Genomic DNA, 23077 nt, shown 5'->3' with positions numbered 1-23077 from the left:
TCAGGGGTATGAGTAAAGGTTTTTATCGCAGAGAAATTATCTGCGATTGAGTTTCTAACTTTTCAGTCGCTGTTAAAACTTCTTGTCTTGCCCATTTATCTGCTGCCAAAATGTCATCTAAAGAAGGATTTGTCCGGTTCTCATTTTGATGGCGATCGCACACCATTTCTATACACCGGGGAATATCTAAAAAGTGAATTTTTTCATCTAAAAATAAAGCCACAGCTTGCTCATTTGCAGCGTTTAACACAGCTGGCATCGAACCACCAGCTTTACCCACAGCATAAGCCAACTGCATACAAGGATACTTTTGGTGATCTGGTTCCCGGAAGGTTAAATTTCCAGCTTTGACTAAATTTAGTCGTTCCCAGTTGGTGTAGATGCGATCGGGCCAAGATAGAGCATACAGCAAAGGTAAGCGCATATCCGGCCAACCGAGTTGGGCTAAAACGGAAGTATCTTGCAGTTCAATTAGCGAGTGAATAATGCTCTGGGGATGAATGACAATTTCGATATTGTCATAATCCAACCCAAACAGAAAGTGAGCCTCAATTACTTCCAGTCCTTTATTCATCAAAGTAGCAGAGTCTACTGTGATTTTCCGCCCCATCGACCAATTAGGATGCTTGAGAGCGTCCGCAACGGTTACATCTGCTAACCTTTCTACATCCCAGTCTCGGAAAGCCCCACCAGATGCAGTGAGCAAGATTTTTCGCAAGCCAGATTTTGGCACACCTTGGAGACATTGAAAGATTGCCGAATGTTCGGAATCGGCTGGGAGTAATTTTACACCGTGTTTTTCGACTAGGGGTAGAACCACAGGGGCCCCAGCAATCAGGGTTTCTTTGTTCGCTAAAGCAATATCTTTACCAGCTTCAATAGCTGCGATCGTGGGTAGCAAACCAGCACAACCAACGATCCCAGTCACAACAGTTTGAGCATCGCCGTAGCGAGCAACTTCTATCACTCCGGCATCACCTGCCAGGAGAATCGGTTGGGGATCGAGGTCAATGATAGCTTCTTTGAGCGCTGGTAATTTATCTTCTGAGCAAATTGCTGCTATTTTCGGTCGAAACTGCCGAATTTGAGCAGCCAACATCTCTACATTGTTCCCAGCTGCCAATCCCACAATCCGAAACTGATCTGGGTACTGAGTGACAATATCTAAGGTCTGAGTACCGATAGAACCAGTGGAACCAACAAGAGTAATCGCTTTCACAATTGCTTAAGGATTTACAGACAACTCCCACTATAAATTGCCGGGGACTCTTTCATGACAGCAATCACTATAATCGATACACTGACGCGGACGAGTAGAGACATGGGGAGAGAGATGCAGGGATACAAAGGGAAAATTACCCATGTTTTCCTTGCTGCGCTAGACCAAATCCATTAATTTTAACTCATAGACTGCGAGCCATAAAGTAATAAAGTTGCTTAATTTGCAGAGAACTAGACAAAAATTGTATTTCTAAATACTATGTTTTTAGAGATAAACTCCGAGAGAATTGGCAAAAGTAACCAAATAAGAAATAATTTCAATTAATTGCTAATCTGTCCAGTTTATTAATTAAATTAATGGAGGATTTAATATGCAAAATATTACTCATAAATTGCTGTGTTACAGCCATAAGTAAAAGAATGCAGAAAGGAGTTTGTTGAAGCACTCAACCTTATGGTGAAAGTTCAGATAGTTGTAAAAAAAGTTTTATGGAAAAATGATTTCCTGTTTCCAGCAGCCTTATGGCTTGCCAGTCGAATATTCATTTGGATAGCTATGTTGCTGGTTGCGCCAAAACTACCATCACCAGCAGAAGAATTTTTGCCTCATTTTGGCTGGGGAGTTTTTGATGCCTGGGATAGTATGCACTATCGAGCGATCGCTACTTCTGGATATGAATTTGTAAATGACGGCAAGCAACATAATCTTGCCTTCTTTCCCCTGTTTCCTTTAAGTATCTGGGTTTTGATGAAATTGGGCTTGCCGTTTGAATTAGCAGGAACATTAGTCAACAACCTGGCATTTTTTGCAGCCCTTTACTGTTTATATTTTTGGGTTAAGGATAATTATGGCATCAATGCAGCGCAGTGGACTACTGCTGTAGTTTCTTTATATCCATCTTCCATGTTTACGGGGGTAGTTTACACAGAGGGGCTGTATTTGTTTTTGAGTACGTCAGCTTTGCGGGCTTTCGATCAAAAGCAGTATGGCTGGACTGGGCTTTGGGGGGCGATGGCGACAGCAACACGTCCTACAGGGATGGCACTAATTCCAGCATTAGCGATCGCAGCCTGGAAAGAACGCCGACCACCCATTGCCTATATCGCTGGTTTCGTTACCGCCATTGGCATACTTCTATTCAGTTTTTATTGTGCGATTTATTTTGACAACCCTTTAGCTTTTATCGAAGCACAACGAGGATGGCGACCAACTCTAGGATTTGATTGGCAGGGTTGGTTAAATATGTTCATGCAAATTGCAGTTGGCACAAAAAACTGGCAATATGGCTGGGTTCAAAACTCCTCTGGCGGGATTCAAGACCCCTGGTATCTCTTGTTGTTGAGCGTGATTGTTGCCAGTGGCTATTCTTTATGGCGCTTCCGTCAACATTTTAGTTCTGTAAAATTATTTTATGGCTTTTATGCTTTAGTCTTATTTTTGTTGCTCCTAGCAAGCGCACAGTGGATCAATAACTTGCTCAACTTGTTCATGGTCTTGGGTGGTGGCTATGTGTTGTGGCGCTTACGCACGCAACTGACCCCAGTTACCGTTATGTATGGCTTTTGCGGTATTGGTTTGCTGCTAGCCTCTGGAGGTACTATTTCCTTGAGCCGTCTCGCTTATGGTATTGTGCCTTTGAATATAGCCATTGGTGTGCTGCTATCTCGCCATCCGCGTCAGGGATATTTAATCTTGGGCGTTTTCGTGACATTACTAGCCAAAATAGCTGTAGGATTTGCCCAAGAGCGTTGGGTTGGTTAGAGGTTTGATTCTTTATCAGTGAGAAGTTGAATTTAAATTTCCCAATGAATGTATCCAATCAAAAGAAGATAGCCCTTGCGGCATTATTTGTCGGTGTCGGTGCCATCTCTTTTGGCTCTATTTTCGTGAAATTGAGCGAAACTCAACTTAGCCCCAATGCTACTGTATTTAATCGCTTATGGCTAGCTAGTGTGTTCTTCTTGCTCTGGAATGGATACAAGGCAATACGTCAGCGACTTTCCTTAGACAAACCTTTAGAAAAACGATGCTACACCAGCCAGGATTTCTGGCTATTAGGAAGTGCTGGGATCTTTTGGGCTGGCACTTTAGTCCTTTTGGCTTGGTCGCTAACTGAAACTAGCGTTGCGATTTCTAGTGTGTTGCATAATCTCGCCCCTATCTTTACTAGCTTAGGGGTGTGGCTGTTATATAGTAAGGGTTTTGAGAGCCAATTCCTGATTGGGATGGTCATCGCCCTTGGGGGAGCGATCGCTATAGAATTTGAGGAATTGCAAATCGCTACAGATGAAGTTCAAGGGGGTTTTACTGCGATCGTTTCTGCTATTTTCTTAAGTGTATACCTGCTATTGGTAGAAAAATTACGAACTAAATTTACTCCAACCACAATCCAGTTGTGGATCTGTGCGATTAGTGCCCTAATTATCTTCCCTATACTTTTATTCACTCAAGATCAACTTTTCCCTTCTACAGTCAGTGGGTGGCTTTGGGTAATTTCCCTAGCACTGATCTGCCAAGTTTTAGGTCATGGGCTTTTGACCTATAGCCTTGCCAAGTTTTCCTCTGTGGTTGTCTCATTAGTGCATCTTTTAGAGCCAGTATTTAGTGGCATTTTCGCTCTGATAATATTTTCAGAAAAATTAACTTTCTCAAATTGGGCAGGTTTCGCTGTAGTTTTAATGGGTTTATACTTAGCCGTATCTAGCCAACCTGCCGTTAATTTCCCGTTCCAGGAATCAGTCACAACTATAGTTAACACTTTTGTTAAAAGTATGACGAACAAACTGTCATTACTAAAGCAACAATTCTCCGAAACACCAGCTTTATTAGGAACTGCATCATTATTGTTTGCCCTAATTCCCATATCTTTAGCACCATCTCTGACCAAATTATGTCAACAAGAAATTGGTGCAAATGCTGTAGTATTTCATCGCAGTTGGATCGCTACAATCGTCTTTGCATTATGGAATGGACTTGAGGCTTTTCGCACCAAACAGTCCGATTGTGAACCTATAGAAAAGAAGCCTTTTACGAGTCAAGAAGTTTGGTTATTGTTGGCAATGGGAACTGCTGCTGGAACCTACCTTCTTTTATGGGCTTGGTCGCTGAGTCAAACTAGTGTTGCCAATGTTGCTTTACTATCTAATTTGAACTCTTTGTTTGTGGCTTTGGCTGGGTATCTGTTATTTGGTCGGCGCTTCGATAACAGATTCGTTCTGGGACTGGTCGTAGCCTTGGGGGGAGCGATCGCATTTGAACTCAATAAGGTGCAATTTGCGACCGATCAAATACTGGGTGATGCATTGGCATTGCTAACTGCGGTTTTCATGGCCACGTGTATGCTGCTGATAGAACGACTCCGAACCCGATTTAGCACCGCAACTATCATGCTGTGGCGCTGTGGAGTAACAACAATGTTTCTCCTACCCGTCGTAGCATTCCTCGAAGATAGGCTGTTACCCTATTCCTGGATGGGTTGGTTTTTCATCATTTTCCAAGCCCTCTTTTGCCAAGTGTTAGGTCAGGGACTTTTAGCTTATAGCCTCAGCAGAATCTCTTCAAGCGTCGTCGCCGTCACACTTCTCCTCGAACCAGTTCTAGCCTCGATTTTTGCTTGGTTCATTTTTTCAGAACAGGTAGGTTTGTTTGACTGGGCGACTTTCGCCGTAGTTTTAGTGGGTATTTATCTAGCCCAATCTAGCCAATCTACAGTTCAAGTTACTAACGAAAGCTCGTAGGTAGTATTGGGCGAATATAATTAGCTACTATGCAAACAAAATCTATCTACGCAGAAAGCACGAAAAATCAAGTTTTTAAACCAACCAATGGAGGTGGGTAAAGTCTCATATCGCCGCGACTTATAATAGTTCAGCTGAGTAAAAAATTAGACTTTACAAGAATCCTCTTATATGTACTTGCTTCTATTCCTCTTGATTTAGTGGACACTGCCAATACTGATACAATTTATAACGAAAACTTCTGCTCATACATTATTAAAATTAGTGAAACACCACTTCAATAGGCTGTTAAACTCTTTCCCATCCCTAGCTTCGGGATACTTGGCTATTGGCATTATATTAGCAGTGCTGATTCGATTAGTTTGTGTTCCAAATAAATCGGTAGATTATAAGTTTTTTTTAGCACCTTGGTATGATTTTATAGCATCTCATGGTGGCTTTAGCGCCCTCAAATATAGTTTTGCTGATTACACACCCTCCTACCTATACTGGATTTTAATTTCTGCCACTCTGTTATCTGGGTTGCCGAAAATCTTCACAATCAAGCTTTTTGCGATGACTGTTGATTTTCTTTGTGCCTTTTTAACTTACAAAATTGTCAGACTAAAATACCCAGAGGGCAGGAAACCTATATTTGCCTTTTTGGTAGTTATATTGAGTCCGACTGTTATATATAATAGTGCCCTCTGGGGTCAATGTGATGTTATCTATACAACGGGTTTGATTGCCTGTATTTACTTCTTATCTATTCGAAAAGAAATTCCAGCCTTACTTAGTTTTGGTGTAGCACTTTCCTTTAAATTGCAAGCTATGTTTTTAGCACCTTTGTTATTGATTCTCTTGCTCAAAAAAAGAATCCATTGGTATTATTTACCATTAATTCCAGCAGTATATGTAGTTACAGTTTTACCAACTTGGTTAATGGGAAGACCGATATTAGAATTGCTTTTGGTATACTTTAACCAAGCTAATAAATACAAAGAATTGGCTAAAGGCGCACCTAATCTTTATCAATGGATTCCTAACAATTTTTATAATATTGTTGTCCCTATAGCTTTAACATTAACTATATCTACAATATTTTTATTGGTATATATTGTTTATAAAAGTAGGTTAAAAATCACTCAAGACAGACTGATCCATTTAGCAACCATATCAGTTTTGTTTATGCCATATATCCTACCTAAAATGCACGAAAGATATTTTTATCCTGCTGATATTCTTTCGATTATCTTTGCTTTTTACTTTCCCCGATATTTTTGGGTAGCTATAGTTGTGCAAATGGCATCATTTTTTGGCTATTTAGGAACTCCCATATTTATCCAGTTCTTTTCAATCCCTTTAGGTTTTGCACTCTGGTTTGTTGTGCGAAAGTGTGATGTAATTTATCCGAAATTACAAGCTGAATTTTCCTCGAATATCGATACGAAATTGTAGTAAAGGCAACTAGGATTTAAGTAATAGGACGACTGCCAAAAATGAATAATATCAGAGCAATTATCGGCATTAGTACCTTAATTTTATTTATCTCCAGTAGCTTACGACATGAGTTATTTAATTCATCTGGAGATTTAGCATTTTTTGACCAAGGAATTTACTTAATTAGTCAGGGAAAACCGCCAGTTTCTTCTGTACTTGGTTTTCATGTTTTAGCCGATCATGCTGCTTGGATTTTATATCCTTTGGCTTTACTGTACAAAATTTATCCGAGTATTTATTGGCTATTTGCAGTCCAGTCTGTTGCTTTAGCTTTAGGTGTTTTACCTACATATTTTCTGGCGCTACAAGCAGGTTTAAAAGAAAATTTAGCAATTGCAATGGTAGCTGTATATCTAATGTATCCGGTGATTTACAATAGCAATTTATGCGATTTTCATCCAGATACGATCGCTGTCCCTGCACTTTTGATGGCAGTTTTCGCTGCTAGATCGAGAAAAATAGTTTGGTTTTGCGTCAGTATTCTTTTGATATTGGGTTGTAAAGCTGTATTGTCCCTGACTGTAGTGGCTATGGGGATTTGGTTACTCTTGTTTGAAAAGCGACGTTTATATGGTGCGATCGCCATTATTGGTGGGACAATGTGGTTTTTGATTGCTAATTGGATTATCATCCCTTTCTTGGGTAGCGAAGCAGCGTTACTTACCCGTCATCTTTATCGATATAGCTATTTAGGAAACTCATTTTCCGAAATGGTACAAATATTACTTTACCAACCGCAAATTATTTTAAAAAATATTTTTTCAGCCATAAATTTAGAATATCTATGTTTCTTATTATTACCTATTGTTTGGGCTTTAAAACCACAATATCTTGTCCCTTTGATTAGTATAATTCCTTGTATAGCACTAAATTTGCTTGCAGATCATCCCTCCCAAAAAAATCTAGTTTTGCATTATTCTTTACCAGCAATTCCATTTCTCATTTTAGTTGGAATTACCAGCCTAGCAGCAGGGAAAGGATGGCTAAAACAAAGAAGAGTAATTTTTTTGTGGTCTTTAGTTTGGTTTTTCGCTTTAGGCAAAGTTGGGTTCTTTAGCTCCAAATATCTTCATCATCTGGACAATTGGTCAGCCACAAAAGAGGCGATCGCTCTAGTTAAAACTAAAGATAGCGTTCTGACTACAGATATAATTACTCCACATTTAACCCATAGAGATTTGATTAGTTTTAAATATAATCCTTCTCAAGACATTACTGAATTGAATAAGTTTCATTATGTCTTGCTCAATGTCCGCCATCCCGGTTGGGCTGCAAGTTCAGAATCTCTTTCAAACTTGGCAAATATTTTGAAAAATCAGTCAAAATATAAATTACAATATCAACAACATGATGTATATCTTTTTGAAAAGAAAATTGGCTAAGATCCTATTGATAAATCCAAAGATATTTGACATTTTTTTTGCAAAAAAGCCTATCAGGTATTACTTAATTGATTGTGAAATCAGAGTAAAATTATCAGCAATCCCTAAAATGTGATATTCAGATAAATTTGTCTGTTGTAAAGTCGGATTATCTAATAATAAATAATATTTATTATCAAATTGTTTTTTTAAGACAGCAACAGAAGCAGAAATTACTTTGCAATCGCTATAGAAATCTAAACTAGGACGATTATAAGCAAATGAGCTATATATTGTTGTTCCTGGTAATACATGTTGGCGAATTAATGCTGCAACTGGTTTGACTGGAAAAGCTTCTTTTAATTCCCAAATCCAAGATTGCGAACTTACCAGCAGGATTAAAACTAAATACATCCCTGTAAATAAAACTGGAATGAATTTGCGATCGCGCTGTTTAACTAGCCATGCTGCAATTCCCATACTTATTACCAAAACAATACTCATAACTATTAAAATAGGCTGTTTCTTAATAAAAAAGTAAACACAACCTCCTAAACCAGCAATAGAAATAATCGCCAAAAATATTGTCCAACTTCGCAATTTAAAATGACGATTCTGCCAAACTTCGCTCAAATTAGCACCAATTGCCAAGGCTAAAAATGGATATACAGGCATGACATACCACGGAAGTTTAGTTCTCATAAAAGAAATAGTTCCTAAGTAAATAACTATGCCTAAGAGAACTAGAGAACCCCAAGTATTATGACGTTTTTTCCAAGCTAGATAAAGCCCTCCAGGTAAAAATAACAGCCAGGGAAAGCCATATTTGAGTAATTCTAATAAATAGTACCAAGGAGGCCCGCTATTACCTTCAACAGTTTGTGTAAGGCGGTCAAAGGCTTGTGCTTGAAAATGCACTTCTAAGAAAGTATTACCATAATGTTGCCATTGGGCAGTATACCAAGCGATCGCAGGAGCATTTCCTAACAAAATTCCCACCCAGAGATAGGGATTTTTCAACAAAGCCAATTGTCGATCTGCAAACAGGAATAAAGTTGCGATCGCTACCAATAGCAAAACTATCATCCCCTTAGTCAAAATAATTAACCCCAGACAAAATCCCACACCTAGAGCATATTTTCGGTTCTGACGTGCTTTTAAAAGACAAAACAACAGCAGCAAGAAAAAAGAAATAGTCATCCCATCTAACATTGCTAGTCGTCCATGACGCACCACAGGCAACATTGTCAAGTAAACTAAAGCAGCAAATAAAGCTGGTAAACTTTGCTTAAAAGCTAAACGCCCTACCAAGTAAAGCAAAGGCACTCCCAAGGCAGTTAAAACTGCGCCAGGTAAACGTGTAGTCAACTCTTGCACTCCTCCTAGTTGGTAGCACCAAGCAATTAACCATTGCATCAAAGGCGGTTTTAATAAAAATGGTTCTCCCTGAAGGGTAGGATAAAGCCAGTTACCAGTCCGGTAAATTTCTCTGGCAACTATAGCATAAGTAGCTTCATCCCAATCTCGTAAAGGGGAGTTTCCTAAAAATATCAGCCATAGAATTAGAGATATTACCAGTAAGCTAAATAACCATTGTTTTTCTCGGAATCCGCTCGTTCTTTTTGTAAATAGCTTTACAATATTTGTGCGATACATTTAGGGCTGATTAGGGTAGTGAATAATATTGCTAATTATGTATCTAAAATACTCACAATGGATATTTTTTTGATGGTATGAGAAAAAAGATGAATTAGTTTGGTTATCTTGGTTGGATAATTGGCGTGAGTGCCTTAATTTTGTTTGGGTGCAGCAGCTTACGATATGAGTTGTTTCAATGAAATGCTTTTGACCTAAGAATTTTTGACCAAGCGGTTTATTTAATTAGTCAAGGGCAATCACCTATTAGTTCTTTCATCGGTTTTCATATTCTCGACGATCCTGCTAATTTAAATACTTTTAATTATGTATTACTGAATATCCGTCACCCCAGTTGGTCAAATACTCAGGAGTTTGCTGCTAGTTTGGTCAATCATTTGAAAAAAAATCAACAATTTCAGTTGAAAAAAAGGGAACCCCAACAGAGTAAAATAGTTTAATAAAGATATACTACCGTAGACCAAATGGTACTAAATCTAAATTTTAAGCACTTAATGAATATTTAGTGAAAAAAACGGTAGAGCAATTAATACTCTACCGTTTTCTAATTTTTTATTTGAGACTTAAATCCCAAATCCTAAATTTTACTCAACACCTTGGGGTAATAATTCCCGACGTTGTTGAGAACTAACTTGCACAACGCCATTTTCATCCACATCAACAAGGGCAGTATCGCCATCTTTGATGCGACCAGACAGAATTTCTTCTGCTAGGCTATCTTCTAACAGGCGCATAATTGCCCGACGTAATGGCCTTGCGCCGTAGCTGGGACTGTAACCTTCTTCGATCAAACGATCCTTGAAGCGATCGCTGACTTCTAAGGTGATACCCTTTTCAGTTAGACGACCAAATACTTCCTTGAGCATAATTTCGGCGATTTGGGTCACTTCCGGCTTGTTCAACTGACGGAAGACGATGATTTCATCGAGTCGGTTGAGGAACTCTGGACGGAAGTACTGCTTTAGTTCTTCGTTCACCAAGGAGCGAATTCGGTTGTAAGTTGACTCGCTAGCATCTTCGGAGAATTCAAAGCCGATACCGCTACCGCCTTTTTCAATTACCTTAGAACCAATATTGGAAGTTAGAATCAGCAAGGTGTTCTTGAAGTCCACCGTGCGACCTTTGGCATCAGTTAACCGACCGTCTTCCAAAATTTGCAGCAGCATGTTGAATACATCGGGGTGGGCTTTTTCGATTTCGTCGAATAACACCACGGTGTAAGGTCGCCGCCGCACGGCTTCGGTTAGCTGACCACCTTCGTTATAACCAACATAACCAGGAGGGGAACCAATCAGTTTGCTGACGGTGTGACGCTCCATGTATTCGGACATATCTAAGCGGATCATCGCTTCTTCGGAACCGAAGAAGTAAGCAGCCAATGACTTCGCCAACTCAGTTTTACCTACACCAGTCGGCCCAGAGAAGACAAAGCTAGCTATGGGTCGGTTGGGATTCTTCAAACCAACACGAGCGCGGCGAATTGCCCGTGAAACAGCCTTCACAGCTTCATCTTGACCAATTAAACGCTGATGCAAGGTGTCTTCCATGTGCAGCAGCTTTTCAGATTCAGATTCGGTGAGTTTGTTCACCGGTACTCCAGTCCAAGAAGCGACAATGTGGGCAATGTCTTCTTCTGTAACTACAGGTTCTTCACCTTCTGTACCTGTTGCATTGGTCTTGCTTTGAGCGATCGCCCGGATTTCGGCTTTGATTTCCATTTCCCGATCGCGCAATCCCCCAGCTTTGTCAAAGTCTTGAGAGCGCACCGCGTCATCTTTTTCTTTTAATATCTGACGCAGTTCTTTGTCTAACTCTTTGGCTGCGGGTGGCAGTTGGGAGTTAATCAAGCGCACTCTAGAACCAGCTTCATCAACTAAGTCGATGGCTTTATCTGGGAGGAAGCGATCGCTAATGTAACGATCTGATAACTTCGCCGCCGCCACTAATGCTTCGTCGGAGATTTTCAGTTTATGGTGTTGCTCGTAGCGTTCGCGCAGACCATATAAAATTTCAATTGTTTCATCAACTGTAGGTTCGCCAACCATTACTGGCTGGAAACGCCGCTCTAGTGCTGCATCTCGCTCGATGTGCTTCCGGTATTCATCCAAGGTGGTAGCGCCGATACACTGCAACTCACCTCTAGCCAAAGCTGGCTTGAGGATATTTGCTGCGTCAATAGCACCTTCTGCTGCACCCGCACCAATTAAGGTATGTACCTCATCAATCACGAGAATGACATTACCCGCCGAGCGGATTTCATCCATGATTTTTTTCAAGCGTTCTTCAAATTCACCCCGGTACTTGGTTCCTGCTACGAGCAAACCAATATCCAGCGTGACGACGCGTTTATCTTCCAGGATGTCAGGGATATCTTTAGCGGCAATGCGTGAAGCTAAACCTTCAGCGATCGCAGTCTTACCAACCCCTGGTTCCCCAATCAACACTGGGTTATTTTTAGTCCGGCGACCCAATATCTGAATAACGCGCTCAATTTCCTTGGCGCGTCCCACCACTGGATCGAGCTTATTATCCATCGCCATTTGGGTCAGGTTTGAACCAAATTCATCCAGAGTTGGGGTTTTTGTGCGCCCGGATGATCCGCCTGGTGAAACTTCGGCAGTTTCTCCCAACATGCGGATAACTTGGGTTCTTACCTTAGATAGATCCACACCGAGGTTTTCTAGCACCCTGGCTGCGACACCTTCCCCTTCGCGGATTAGGCCCAACAGCAGATGCTCGGTGCCAATGTAGTTATGCCCTAGTTGGCGTGCTTCTTCTAGGGAGAGTTCTAGAACTCGCTTTGCCCGTGGCGTAAACGGAATTTCCACGGCAACAAAGCCCGATCCCCGTCCTATAATTTTTTCAACTTCAATTCGGGCATCTTTGAGATTGACACCCATTGATTTCAGCACTTTAGCAGCCACACCAGTGCCTTCGCCAATCAGACCCAAGAGGATCTGCTCGGTTCCGACAAAGTTGTGACCTAAACGGCGGGCCTCTTCTTGGGCCAGCATGATTACCTTAATGGCTTTTTCAGTGAAGCGCTCAAACATGGCTTTATCCCATCATCTGCGGTCGTGCCGGTATGCTGATTTTAGCACAGGCAAAGCTTTTGGATGCCTGTATAACAGATTATAGACATCCTGAAGCTATGACTTTAGTTGATGGGCTAATTGTTAACTTTTGACTACTTTTATCTGGCTAGTGTACTGAGGAGCTTTAGTTCACCAGCATTTTTGGGATTTATTATAAATAGCTGACTGCTTAGATTAAGGGTTTATCGATTTAATCCCAAACACTTATATCTAGCATATATATTTTTTAATATCAAGCAAAAATAATTAATATATATTTTACTTATTAATAATTAATATTGTATAAAATATTTAAATACAAATAGGCGCAACAAAGTTACATTTTTTTGCTGAAGGCGATCGCAAGCCCCAATAATTCAAAATTAATCATGCCAACTAAGTAAGGCACAAATAAAATTAACTATATAACAAAATATCAAAATTTTAAAACCCTTCCGATTGCTTCACTTCTCTTAGCTCCGTTTGCAATCACATAGTTATAAATTTTCTCGCCTACGTACTTACTTAAAAAGCAAGTGCCAAGAGGATTTGTCTAAGCGATCGCTGACAATAGAATACCACTGGTCTAAAATTGCTTTAAATTTGGAGTGTTGTAAATCTGGGAGCCAGAGAATTAGTGCGTCCTCATCGTTATCTTGGTAGTAACGCCGTCGCAGTCCGGCTGTTTTGAAGCCGAATTTTTGATATAAAGATATAGCCCCCAAATTTGAAGCTCGCACTTCGAGGGTAGCTCGCTCCATTTTGCGATCGCAAGCTGTCTTGATAAGTGAATATAATAGAGCCTGTCCCAAGCCTTGACGGTGATATTCAGGATGAACCGCCAAAATTGTAATGTGCGCTTCGTCTAAAATTGACCAAAAGCAACCCATTCCTAGCAAACTTATGCTATTGGACGGGGAAAATAAACCGAGTAAATCGCTGTTGGGACTATCCAATTCTCGTTTGTAGCCCTCCATAGTCCAAAGTCCGCCAAAACAGGCTCGATCTAGTTCCAGAATTGCACTGAGATTATCTGTTGTCAGTAATTTAATTTCTAAGTCTGATGAAATCACATTTATTGAATAAGATTACAAACCCTTTGTAAACTGGGAATCGGGAGACGAACTCAAAGCCCGTAATTTGAACAAGGACAACTTTTATATTTATGGTATCGACTCACCCCAGTGGGGTTCAACATTCTGGAAGTCAATATTTACCTCAAAAGCGCGATATAAACGCGAATCCCTCACCTAATCAGGAACTTTTACCCTTAACTGCTAGAGTTCATAATCATGACTCCCTAGAAATTGGTGGATGTGATGTCACAAACCTAGTTGAGCAATTTGGCTCACCTTTATATATTTTAGATGAAGAAACCCTGCGTTCAGCTTGTCAGCAATACCGAGATGCTTTCAAGCAGTACTACAAGGGCGAATCTCAAGTATTGTACGCCTCAAAAGCTTGGAATTGTTTAGCCGTTTGTGCGATCGCCGCGTCTGAGGGACTAGGAATTGATGTAGTCTCCGGGGGCGAACTTTACACCGCCCTACAAGCGGGTGTTAGTCCCAATAAAATCTACCTCCACGGCAATAATAAATCTCGTGAAGAATTAATTTTAGCGATCGAGTCTGGTGTCACCATTGTGGCGGATAATTGGCATGAGTTGCGTACCCTTGTGGAAATAGCAGGGGAGCAGGGGAGCAGGGGAGCAGGCAAAGCAAGGGAAGTAAATTCCCCATCGCCTCTCCCCATTCGTATCATGCTGCGGCTAACTCCCGGTATTGAATGCCACACTCACGAATATATTCGCACGGGACACTTAGATAGTAAATTCGGCTTTGATCCCAACGATTTAGGTGAAGTTTTTACCTTTGTCAGTCAACAGACAACCCTTAATTGCGTAGGGGTACACGCTCATATTGGTTCCCAAATTTTTGAGCGCCAACCGCATCAAGATTTGGCTGCTGTCATGGTGCAATGGCTACGGGATGCCGGGAAGTATGGTTTAAATATTACAGAGTTAAATGTTGGTGGCGGTTTAGGGATTAAGTACACAGAATCAGACGATCCCCCGAGCATTGAAGAGTGGGTGAAGGCGATTTGTGAAGTTGTCCAAGAAGCCTGTGCGGTCGAAAATCTGCCTTTACCGAAATTATTGAGTGAACCAGGGCGATCGCTAATTGCCACAGCTTGCGTCACTGCTTATACTATTGGTTCATCCAAAGTTATTCCAGAAATTCGTACCTATGTAGCGATCGATGGGGGAATGTCCGATAATCCTCGCCCGATTACTTACCAATCAGTTTATCGGGCAGTAATTGCCAATAAAATGTCTGCTCCTTTAACCCAAACAGTCACAATTGCTGGTAAACATTGTGAATCAGGAGATATTCTGATTAAAAATGCTCTCCTCCCAAAGACTGAACCAGGAGATATTTTAGTAGTTATGGGAACTGGTGCGTACAATTACAGTATGGCATCTAACTACAACCGCTTGCCCCGACCGGCAGCAGTTGTTGTGGCGAATGGCGAAGCAAATTTAATTTTGCAACGTGAAACTTATCAAGATTTAATTCGACAAGATAGTCTACCAGAAAGGCTGAAAATTTAGTCATTTGTCCTTGGTCATTGGGAGCCACTGCGTTGGGGTGAGGCAGTCCGGCCTTCTCCCAAAGGGAGAGGCTAGCGCCAAGGGGGTTTCCCCATCAGGAACTGCCGTTAGCGAAGCGGTAGTGACGTAGGAGCTTCACCCGAAGGGGGTTCGCCCCGTTCAAGCAAGTGGCGTTCATTAGCCAGGAAATAATTACAAATGACTAATGACCAATGACTAAGTGTAATTAGAGGCAAAAGTGTAATCCAGATGTCATGAGAGATTGGTGGAAGCAATGGCTGATAAACCTGGGGTGGTCACAGTCCTTGCTACTTGGGACTCTGGATATCGTGTTAGTGCTGGCGCTGACGTACATGATACTAGTCATTATTAGTGAGCGCCGGACACTGTGGATGGTGCGAGGATTCATTATCTTAATGCTAGCCTCAGCACTAAGTGGCAGATTAGGACTACCTCTGCTAAGTTTTGTATTAGAAAAATTGGTGATTGGTTGTGCTGTGGCGATGGCAGTTGCTCTACAGTCGGAGTTTCGGCGGTTTTTAGAGCAATTGGGACGTGGCGAATTCCGCCAGTTGTTTCAACCCGACCGGTTAGCAATCCCCAAATCTGATAGTGTAATTGATGAAATTGTTGAGGCTGTTAAAGAATTGTCAAAAAACCGGATTGGAGCTTTACTAATTGTGGAAACCACAGGGCCAATTGATGAGCGAGATTTTTCTGTGCCAGGAGTAAAGCTAAATGCGGAGGTTTCTAAAGAACTAATTCAGACAATTTTTCAGCCGAAAACTTTGTTACACGATGGAGCGACATTAATTCGTGGCTCACGGATCATATCATCGGGTATAATCTTACCACTTTCGGGACGCACAGCCTCGCGCCAGTTGGGAACACGTCACCGGGCGGCAATGGGAATTACTGAGCGGGTCGAAAATTGCATTTGTGTCGTTGTATCTGAAGAAACGGGTTCCATTTCCTTAGCGGAACGGGGAACCCTAAATAGACCACTGACGATTAAGAAACTAAAAGAGTCATTAGAGGCTCTTTTGTCACCAACCGTAGATAGGGAAGCTGTTGCTCCTGGTCTGTTGAGTTTTGTTCGTCGGATAGGTGGGAAGACACTAGCACTGGTTTCACGTTTACTCGGATTACCACGTCTTCGACGCGCTACGCGAACGACCGCTTCTCGAGATAAAAAATGACAGCACAACAAACTAAACTGCAAGATTTGCCTACTGACTTAAAACGAGAACTATTACCGCAGCATGTTGCGGTGATTATGGATGGCAATGGTCGATGGGCTAAAAGTCAGGGTCTACCTAGATTTATGGGTCATAAGCGAGGGGTAGATGCTCTCAAGGATTTACTTCGCTGTTGTCAGGATTGGGGAATTCAAGCGTTGACAGCGTATGCTTTTTCCACAGAGAACTGGAAAAGACCGCAGGAAGAAGTAGATTTTTTGATGACTCTGTTTCAAAGAGTTTTGCGCCAAGAACTGCGGGAAATGGTCGAAGAGAATGTTCAAATTAAATTTGTAGGAAATTTGCAAGCTCTGCCACGATCGCTCCAGCAAGAAATATCCCGGTCAATGGAAAAAACCAAGGATAATCGCGGTATCCGGTTTTCAGTGGCAACTAATTATGGCGGACGGCAAGAAATTATACAAGCTTGTCAGGCGATCGCAAAACAAGTTCAACAAGGTCTGTTACAACCTGATGAAATTGATGAACAGGTATTTGAAAGCCACTTGTATACTGCCGGAATTACTGACCCAGATTTATTAATTCGCACCAGTGGAGAAATGCGCCTCTCAAATTTCCTTCTCTGGCAAATGGCTTATGGAGAAATTTATATTACCGATGTTCTCTGGCCCGATTTTGACCGGGCTGAGTTTCACCGCGCCTTGTGTGCTTACCAGCAAAGGGAGCGGCGATTTGGGAAAGTTTAAAATAGTGCTGATAATTCAGTCAGGAAGAAGACAAAAGATGTTCTTTTCTGTTAACTCTTCTACTCAGAATTCACAACTGGGCACTCAATTTTGGGAATAAGCTGTTGTGTTTTTAATTTGCACATTGAGACAGCAGGGGAGCAGAGGAGCAGAGGGGCAGAGGAGCAGAGGAGCAGAGGAGCAGAGGGGCAGAGGGGCAGAGGAGAGGGTTTATAGGTTTTACCTAAAAGATTATGAGGCAACTTGTAGGCGCGACAGCTTACCCACTCCTGCGATCGCTATCGATTTTGGTCTCAACTTACGGTGAACTGTATTCAGCACTTGATTTATGGCCCGGAAAATACAGCTTGTTCTACATCATCCCGACTAAGAGAATATTTAAATGAGCGTTGAATATCTTGTCCATTTTCCCCAGATTGGACATATCGCACTACGATTTGCTCAACATCGAGCCATAGTTCAGCTTGCCAATTAGGCCGTTGCACATGCCAGCAATGCCTCTGGGTTTCGTCTTGTTTACAGCCTTGGTCTTTTAGCCACTGTTCAATTTGTGGCAGGGGATGATTATATAGAGGGGTATCTGAGGGAAGAAGAGGCATGGGAATTTGGGATTTTAGATTTTGGATTAGGAAATTTTTTAATTTTTAATTACCATAAGGGTAATTAGTTGTGATATGTGGTTAATTTGCTGTTGTATAGATGGAGTTGACTGTAGTAAGTGGGTTTGAAAAGCAGCATCACCACGAGTTAAGCCAATGGCAACTGCTAATAACAGACAACCTACAAATGTTAACACCAGCATAAATAAAGCAAAAATTTCGCCAGATGATAAAGGGCGATCGCTAGCGTCAAGGTAAGCTGATTTTGACCAATCATGAGAACGCGAGACGGGATGATTTAAGTCAGGGGGTGGTTGAATCACTCCAAATCGGGAATAGCCAATTTTTAAATCGTAGCTTAAGCGCCGTTCTGGATGACTAAGGGTCGCGTAGGCTTCGTTGACTTGCTGAAATTTGGGAGTAGCGATCGCAGTAGGCAAATCTGTAGTATCAGGATGATAGCGTTTGCTCAGTTCTCGATAAGCGCGACGAATATCAATTACTGATGCCGAGGGATGCAGTCCTAGCAGGGAGTAATAAGTTGGTTTACTGCTTTGTGGCATTGCCCCGTTGTGATTCACGGCTGTTTGAGTCACTTTGCTCAAAGATATTTTTTATATTTTAAATCCTTTGGGAATTGGGGAACACAGAAGAAGACACAGCAATTTTGAGTTAGTAATTATTTTGGTCAATAGCTTGATATAATTACCCATCCCTAACCCAGTAAATCAGCGCGGGGTTTAAAGGTTTCAATTTGCCGCAATTTTTCGTACAGTTCCCGTTCTTCTTGACTAATATTTTTCGGTGTAACTATTTGAATTTCTACTAATTGATCGCCACGTTTACCATCATCACTGGGATAGCCTTTATTCCCTAGTCGGAATTTTTGACCAGATCTAACTCCTGGGGGGATGGTCATTTTCACTGGCCCGTCCAAAGTTGGGGCTTCTACCTGTCCTCCTAAAACTGCTTCGCTGGGAGTAACTGGTACTTGGCAAAGGATATTTAAACCATCTAGCTTAAATAATGGATGAGGTTCAACGGTAATTTTTAAATATAGGTCGCCACCACCAACGCCTTGGTTTCGCAAGCGGATAGTTTGACCTGTTACCATCCCTAGTGGCATATTAACTTCTAGCGATCGCCCATCTTCTAAACGAATGCGTTCATTACCCCCTTGATAAGCTTTTTCTAGTGGTAGGGTTAATCTGGCTTCTATATCTCTACGGGTAGTGCGAGGTGGAGTGTTAACTGTGTAGGCAACTTTTGTTCTGGGGGAACGAAACGGATCGCTAGTATTGCCATTACTGGAGTTAGTTGTCCCACTCTTATTTTTGACACCGATAACTTGATTAATAAAGCTTTCAAAGTCAGAGAATTGGCTTGGATCTACGTCTTGATTGCCGTTGCGATCGCCTTGGCCACTCTGCCAAGTTTTAGCCTTTGGCGTTTGTTTATTGCCTGCAAAGCCTTTTTGCTTCCAGTAGCGGCTAAACTGGTCGTATTGCGATCGCTTGGCTGAGTCGGAAAGGACTTCATAAGCCTCGCCGATATCCTTAAATTTTTCCTCAGATTCTTTATTACCCGGATTGAGATCGGGGTGATATTGTCTTGCTAACCGCCGATAAACTTTTTTAATTTCCTCCCCAGAAGCGTCTTTAGATACTCCTAAAATCTCGTAATAATCGCGGAAATTCGGCAAATTTTGCATAGTTATTTAAATTTTAGATTTTAGATTTTGGATTAATTAGGAGTACAGACGCGATTAATCGCGTCTGTACAGGAGTTAGGAATTGAAAGATTTAATTTTTAACTTCTCACTCCTAACTTTTATTAAAAGTACTACAACCAATCATTGTCTTCTTCTTCATCCCAGTTATCTTGATAGCTAGGACGGGCTTTGCGTGGAGGACGGTTTTCATAAGAGGAAGAACGACTGTCTCGGTTATTATCTCGACCATAGTCTCTGTTATAATCTTTACCGTAATCTCTGCCATAGTCCTTACTGTATGAGTCGCGTTCCCGATACGAATCTCTGTATGTATCTTTGGGAAATTCGCGTTCTTTATCCTTATCACCGCCAGTAAAGATGTCACGGATAGTACCTAACAAGTCGTCATCTTCATCTTCAGCATAAGTCTCGCGGACTTCCCGATTTAGCTCGTAGAGAGCATCTTGTAAATCGGCGTAGGCTTGATCGATACCGCGATCGCTATTTTCCTTAAGACTCTCTTTTAAATCTCGACAAATATTATCAATTCTTTGGCGGCGGTTGCGGGCAAATTGCATACCAAATTCGAGTGCTACTTCTCTGAGTTGCCGTTCTGCTTGGAAAATCAGCGCCTCAGAACGAGTCCGCTTTTCTACCCGTTCTTTGCGTTCGCGATCGACATCGGCGTATTTCTGAGCATCCTGAATCATTCGATTCACTTCTGATTCGTTCAAGGTAGAAGCGCCTTGAATGGTGATACTCTGCTCTCGCCCAGTGGTTCTATCTAAGGCTGTAACCTGTAAAATACCATTAGCATCGATATCAAATGACACCTGAACTTGGGGAATTCCTCGTGGTGCTGGCGGGATACCATACAGCTTGAAACGTCCTAAAGATTTGTTATTTGCTGCCATTTCCCGTTCGCCCTGAACTACATGGATTTCCACAGTATTTTGGTTATTTTCAGACGTGGAAAAAATGTCAGAACGACGGACTGGAATGGTGGTATTGCGGGGAATCAGTTTTTTCATCACGCCTCCAATGGTTTCCAATCCCATAGAAAGGGGTGTGACATCCAAAAGCAGCACATCTTTAAGTTCCCCGGCGAGAATTCCGGCTTGAATTGCTGCACCCACTCCCACCACTTCATCGGGGTTAACGTTTTCATTAGGTTCTGTGCCAATTAAGTCCCGCACTAGCTGCTTTACCATTGGCATTCTGGTAGAACCACCAACTAACACCACTTCTTCAATATCTCTAGGCGAAAGTCCAGCATCTTTGAGGGCGCGTTTCACTGGTGTCCGCAATCGCCCCACCAAATCACCACACAAACCTTCAAACTGGGAACGAGTTAAACGAGTTTCTAGATGTTTGGGACCTTCTTGATCAGCAGCAATAAAAGGTAAGTTAATATCGGTAACGCTGACAGAAGAAAGTTCCATTTTTGCCTTTTCGGCCCCTTCCATCAAGCGTTGTAAAGATTGTCTCTCACGTCTTAAATCTATTCCCTCAGTTTCCAGAAATTGCTCTGCTAACCAATCTACTATTTTTTTATCAAAGTCATTCCCACCTAGTTGTGTATCTCCACTAGTAGCTTTGACTTCAAATATTCCATCGCCTACTTCTAAAATCGATACGTCAAAAGTACCGCCACCCAAGTCAAAGACTAAGATAGTTTCTGTCTCACCCCGATCTAATCCGTAAGCCAAAGATGCAGCAGTCGGTTCATTGAGAATCCGCAGCACCTCCAAACCGGCAATTCTGCCAGCATCACGGGTTGCTTGCCGTTGAGAATCGTTAAAATAAGCGGGGACTGTAATTACTGCCCCTGTCACTGGTTCACCCAAATATTGACTAGCATCCTCTGCTAATTTCTTCAGCACCATTGCCGAAATTTCTTCTGGGGCGAAATCTTTATTGAGGCGGGGACAGGCAATTTTAATATTACCTACTTCGTCTTTGCGGATAGTGTAGGGTACACGCTTGGAATCTGGACTAAGTTCGGCATATTTGCGCCCAATGAAGCGTTTCACTGCAAAAAAGGTATTTTGGGGATTGAGGACGGTTTGCCGCCGTGCCATTTGCCCAACGACCCTTTCACCTTCTTTGCTGAAGCCAACTACGGAGGGTGTTGTTCGCATTCCTTCTGCATTGGCAATCACCACCGGCTTGCCACCCTCCATAACGGCGACTACTGAGTTGGTTGTACCCAAGTCGATGCCGACTACCTTGCCCATGCGTTACTCTTCTCCTAAAGTGTCTTATATATTATTTATTATGATTGGGCGAAACTACCTCTAGCTTGAATGCTATGGGATGAAAACACCTTAATGGTATAATGGTCATCCTTAAGGCAGTGAGCTAAGAAGTACAGCTAGAGGAGATAGTTGCAAGACTAGGATAGCATTGACGATGATTGCTGTGTCCAAGCAGCCTCAATTCTTGTTATCCGGTTGTTTCTATGCACTGGATTTGCAAGTTAGAGATTTCTAATAAATAAATTATCTAAAAAACAAACCACTCCAGGCGCAGAGAAGCCAGTGCGTTGCGGGGGTTCCCCCTGTTGTAGCACCTGGCGCAACACAAAAAGAGGAGAAATAGAGAGGATTTTTGCGTCCGTTTTGGGATATTTTTCTATTTGGAAGTCCTTTACTAAATGTACTTCGATCAGAAATTTCTGCTTCTTTGAGTGCCTGAAAACCTTAATATTACCGCTATTTTAAAAATTTGAATTTAACAGAGCGATTACAAACTTCCCTGGGTGCGATCGCGCGAGAACGCGATCCTTACATGGCAACGGCTGGACATTTTTTCGTCCAAGAATATATCCGTCAAGAATTTTCTCAATTGGGGAGTGTGGAAATCCACACCTTTGAAGTCAGGGGTAAAGCTTGTAAGAACTTGATATTAAATTTACCCCCCCAAGCTAGACAACAAAAAAAGGATTTGCCACCGATTTTAATTGGCGCTCATTATGATGGCGTTCCGGGAACATCTGCGGCTGATGATAATGCCACAGGTGTGGCGGTGTTGCTGGAATTAGCCAGAAAGTTTGCTGCCCAAGCTGTCAGATATCCCTTAAGGCTTGTTGCTTTCGATATGGAAGAATACGGCTTACTGGGTAGTGCCGACTATGCAGCCCTGTTGCACCAACAAAAGCAACAGCTACGCTTAATGATCTCCCTAGAAATGCTGGGATATAAGGATTCTACGCCTGGTTCTCAAAGTTATCCTCCTCCTTTGGAACGCTTCTATCCAGATACAGGTGATTTTATTGCTTTAATTGGCAATTTGCGGACATTGCCTGATTTAATTGGGATGAGCCGTAATATTCGCAAAGCTGGCGTGGCTAGTCAATGGCTACCTGTGCCGAATCGAGGTTTAATAGTTCCCCAAACCAGACTTAGCGATCATGCGCCTTTCTGGGATTTGGGTTATCCAGCAATGATGGTGACAGATACGGCATTCTTGCGAAACCCACATTATCACAAACCTAGTGATGCGATCGCTACTTTAGATTTAGATTTTCTGAGTGGTGTCTGTGAAGGCTTAGAAATTGCAATTCGGCGGTTGTGAAAAATATTGGATATGCCCAAAAATTAAATATGCGTTATCCAGAACCCTTGTAGAGATGTAGCAGTGCCACATCTCTAAATTATTTTAGACTTGATGCCCAATGCAG

Annotated in this window: 16 protein-coding genes; 8 read left to right on the top strand and 8 right to left on the bottom strand. The window is 41.9% G+C overall.

Annotated features, from left to right (window positions below; genetic code table 11):
* Positions 1-22: 22 nt before the first annotated feature.
* On the bottom strand, positions 23-1219 hold the full coding sequence (locus tag V7K42_RS28645) for a 1-deoxy-D-xylulose-5-phosphate reductoisomerase (RefSeq protein ID WP_334921084.1): 1197 nt from the start codon (positions 1217-1219) through the stop codon (positions 23-25).
* A gap of 456 nt (positions 1220-1675) precedes the next feature.
* On the opposite strand from V7K42_RS28645, the gene V7K42_RS28640 reads away from it, so the two are divergent.
* From V7K42_RS28640 to V7K42_RS28625, 4 genes are all read left to right on the top strand, one after another.
* Complete coding sequence (locus V7K42_RS28640; protein ID WP_334921082.1) at positions 1676-2983, top strand: mannosyltransferase family protein; 1308 nt, start codon at positions 1676-1678, stop codon at positions 2981-2983.
* A 44-nt stretch (positions 2984-3027) separates the two neighbouring features.
* Positions 3028-4959, top strand: coding sequence for a DMT family transporter (locus V7K42_RS28635; protein WP_334921080.1), 1932 nt, complete (start codon positions 3028-3030; stop codon positions 4957-4959).
* 321 nt (positions 4960-5280) lie between these two features.
* On the top strand, positions 5281-6396 hold the full coding sequence (locus tag V7K42_RS28630) for a hypothetical protein (protein WP_334921078.1): 1116 nt from the start codon (positions 5281-5283) through the stop codon (positions 6394-6396).
* A 41-nt stretch (positions 6397-6437) separates the two neighbouring features.
* Complete coding sequence (locus V7K42_RS28625) at positions 6438-7820, top strand: DUF2079 domain-containing protein (protein WP_334921076.1); 1383 nt, start codon at positions 6438-6440, stop codon at positions 7818-7820.
* 60 nt (positions 7821-7880) lie between these two features.
* Here V7K42_RS28625 and V7K42_RS28620 read toward each other — a convergent pair whose 3' ends face one another.
* The 3 genes from V7K42_RS28620 to rimI all read right to left on the bottom strand — a co-directional run bounded on the left by V7K42_RS28620 (position 7881) and on the right by rimI (position 13602).
* The gene (locus tag V7K42_RS28620; RefSeq protein ID WP_334921074.1) at positions 7881-9455 is read right to left on the bottom strand and encodes an ArnT family glycosyltransferase; all 1575 of its coding nucleotides are present in this window, start codon (positions 9453-9455) and stop codon (positions 7881-7883) included.
* Positions 9456-10039: 584 nt separating this feature from the next.
* The gene (locus V7K42_RS28615) at positions 10040-12508 is read right to left on the bottom strand and encodes an ATP-dependent Clp protease ATP-binding subunit (RefSeq protein ID WP_334921072.1); all 2469 of its coding nucleotides are present in this window, start codon (positions 12506-12508) and stop codon (positions 10040-10042) included.
* Positions 12509-13050: 542 nt separating this feature from the next.
* Positions 13051-13602, bottom strand: coding sequence for a ribosomal protein S18-alanine N-acetyltransferase (gene rimI / locus V7K42_RS28610; protein ID WP_334921070.1), 552 nt, complete (start codon positions 13600-13602; stop codon positions 13051-13053).
* Between the two features lie 92 nt (positions 13603-13694).
* Here rimI and lysA point away from each other — a divergent pair, with 92 nt between their 5' ends.
* The 3 genes from lysA to V7K42_RS28595 all read left to right on the top strand — a co-directional run bounded on the left by lysA (position 13695) and on the right by V7K42_RS28595 (position 17085).
* The gene (gene lysA / locus V7K42_RS28605) at positions 13695-15140 is read left to right on the top strand and encodes a diaminopimelate decarboxylase (RefSeq protein ID WP_334921068.1); all 1446 of its coding nucleotides are present in this window, start codon (positions 13695-13697) and stop codon (positions 15138-15140) included.
* 254 nt (positions 15141-15394) lie between these two features.
* A complete protein-coding gene (cdaA, locus tag V7K42_RS28600) occupies positions 15395-16339 on the top strand; it encodes a diadenylate cyclase CdaA (RefSeq protein WP_334921066.1) in 945 nt (314 codons plus the stop codon).
* Entirely contained in the window at positions 16336-17085 is a 750-nt protein-coding gene (locus tag V7K42_RS28595; RefSeq protein WP_334921064.1) for an isoprenyl transferase, read from the top strand. Before cdaA ends, V7K42_RS28595 begins: the two co-directional genes overlap by 4 nt.
* A gap of 326 nt (positions 17086-17411) precedes the next feature.
* On the opposite strand, the gene V7K42_RS28590 is transcribed toward V7K42_RS28595, so the two are convergent.
* From V7K42_RS28590 to dnaK, 4 genes are all read right to left on the bottom strand, one after another.
* Positions 17412-17684 carry a DUF3143 domain-containing protein gene (locus V7K42_RS28590; protein WP_334921062.1) on the bottom strand — a complete coding sequence of 91 codons (273 nt, stop codon included), beginning with the start codon at positions 17682-17684 and terminating at the stop codon, positions 17412-17414.
* Between the two features lie 38 nt (positions 17685-17722).
* Positions 17723-18247: a J domain-containing protein gene (locus V7K42_RS28585; RefSeq protein WP_334921121.1), complete on the bottom strand. Its 525-nt coding sequence runs from the start codon at positions 18245-18247 to the stop codon at positions 17723-17725.
* Positions 18248-18399: 152 nt separating this feature from the next.
* The gene (locus tag V7K42_RS28580) at positions 18400-19395 is read right to left on the bottom strand and encodes a J domain-containing protein (RefSeq protein ID WP_334921061.1); all 996 of its coding nucleotides are present in this window, start codon (positions 19393-19395) and stop codon (positions 18400-18402) included.
* A 131-nt stretch (positions 19396-19526) separates the two neighbouring features.
* On the bottom strand, positions 19527-21632 hold the full coding sequence (dnaK, locus tag V7K42_RS28575) for a molecular chaperone DnaK (protein ID WP_334921059.1): 2106 nt from the start codon (positions 21630-21632) through the stop codon (positions 19527-19529).
* Positions 21633-22122: 490 nt separating this feature from the next.
* Between dnaK and V7K42_RS28570 the strand changes: the two genes are divergently transcribed.
* Positions 22123-22971: a M28 family peptidase gene (locus V7K42_RS28570; RefSeq protein ID WP_334921057.1), complete on the top strand. Its 849-nt coding sequence runs from the start codon at positions 22123-22125 to the stop codon at positions 22969-22971.
* Positions 22972-23077: the final 106 nt, after the last annotated feature.

Source organism: Nostoc sp. (genome assembly GCF_036917455.1).
Taxonomy (GTDB): domain Bacteria; phylum Cyanobacteriota; class Cyanobacteriia; order Cyanobacteriales; family Nostocaceae; genus Nostoc.
This window is presented reverse-complemented; position numbering and strand designations above follow the sequence as displayed.

Coding starts and splice junctions, on each gene's coding strand:
- V7K42_RS28615 (WP_334921072.1), bottom strand. CDS start 12,508: ATGTTTGAGCGCTTCACTGAAAAAGCCATTAAGGTAATCATGCTGGCC.
- lysA (WP_334921068.1), top strand. CDS start 13,695: ATGGTATCGACTCACCCCAGTGGGGTTCAACATTCTGGAAGTCAATAT.
- V7K42_RS28640 (WP_334921082.1), top strand. CDS start 1,676: ATGGTGAAAGTTCAGATAGTTGTAAAAAAAGTTTTATGGAAAAATGAT.
- V7K42_RS28585 (WP_334921121.1), bottom strand. CDS start 18,247: ATGCCACAAAGCAGTAAACCAACTTATTACTCCCTGCTAGGACTGCAT.
- V7K42_RS28635 (WP_334921080.1), top strand. CDS start 3,028: ATGAATGTATCCAATCAAAAGAAGATAGCCCTTGCGGCATTATTTGTC.
- V7K42_RS28620 (WP_334921074.1), bottom strand. CDS start 9,455: ATGTATCGCACAAATATTGTAAAGCTATTTACAAAAAGAACGAGCGGA.
- V7K42_RS28580 (WP_334921061.1), bottom strand. CDS start 19,395: ATGCAAAATTTGCCGAATTTCCGCGATTATTACGAGATTTTAGGAGTA.
- V7K42_RS28625 (WP_334921076.1), top strand. CDS start 6,438: ATGAATAATATCAGAGCAATTATCGGCATTAGTACCTTAATTTTATTT.
- cdaA (WP_334921066.1), top strand. CDS start 15,395: ATGAGAGATTGGTGGAAGCAATGGCTGATAAACCTGGGGTGGTCACAG.
- dnaK (WP_334921059.1), bottom strand. CDS start 21,632: ATGGGCAAGGTAGTCGGCATCGACTTGGGTACAACCAACTCAGTAGTC.
- V7K42_RS28595 (WP_334921064.1), top strand. CDS start 16,336: ATGACAGCACAACAAACTAAACTGCAAGATTTGCCTACTGACTTAAAA.
- V7K42_RS28590 (WP_334921062.1), bottom strand. CDS start 17,684: ATGCCTCTTCTTCCCTCAGATACCCCTCTATATAATCATCCCCTGCCA.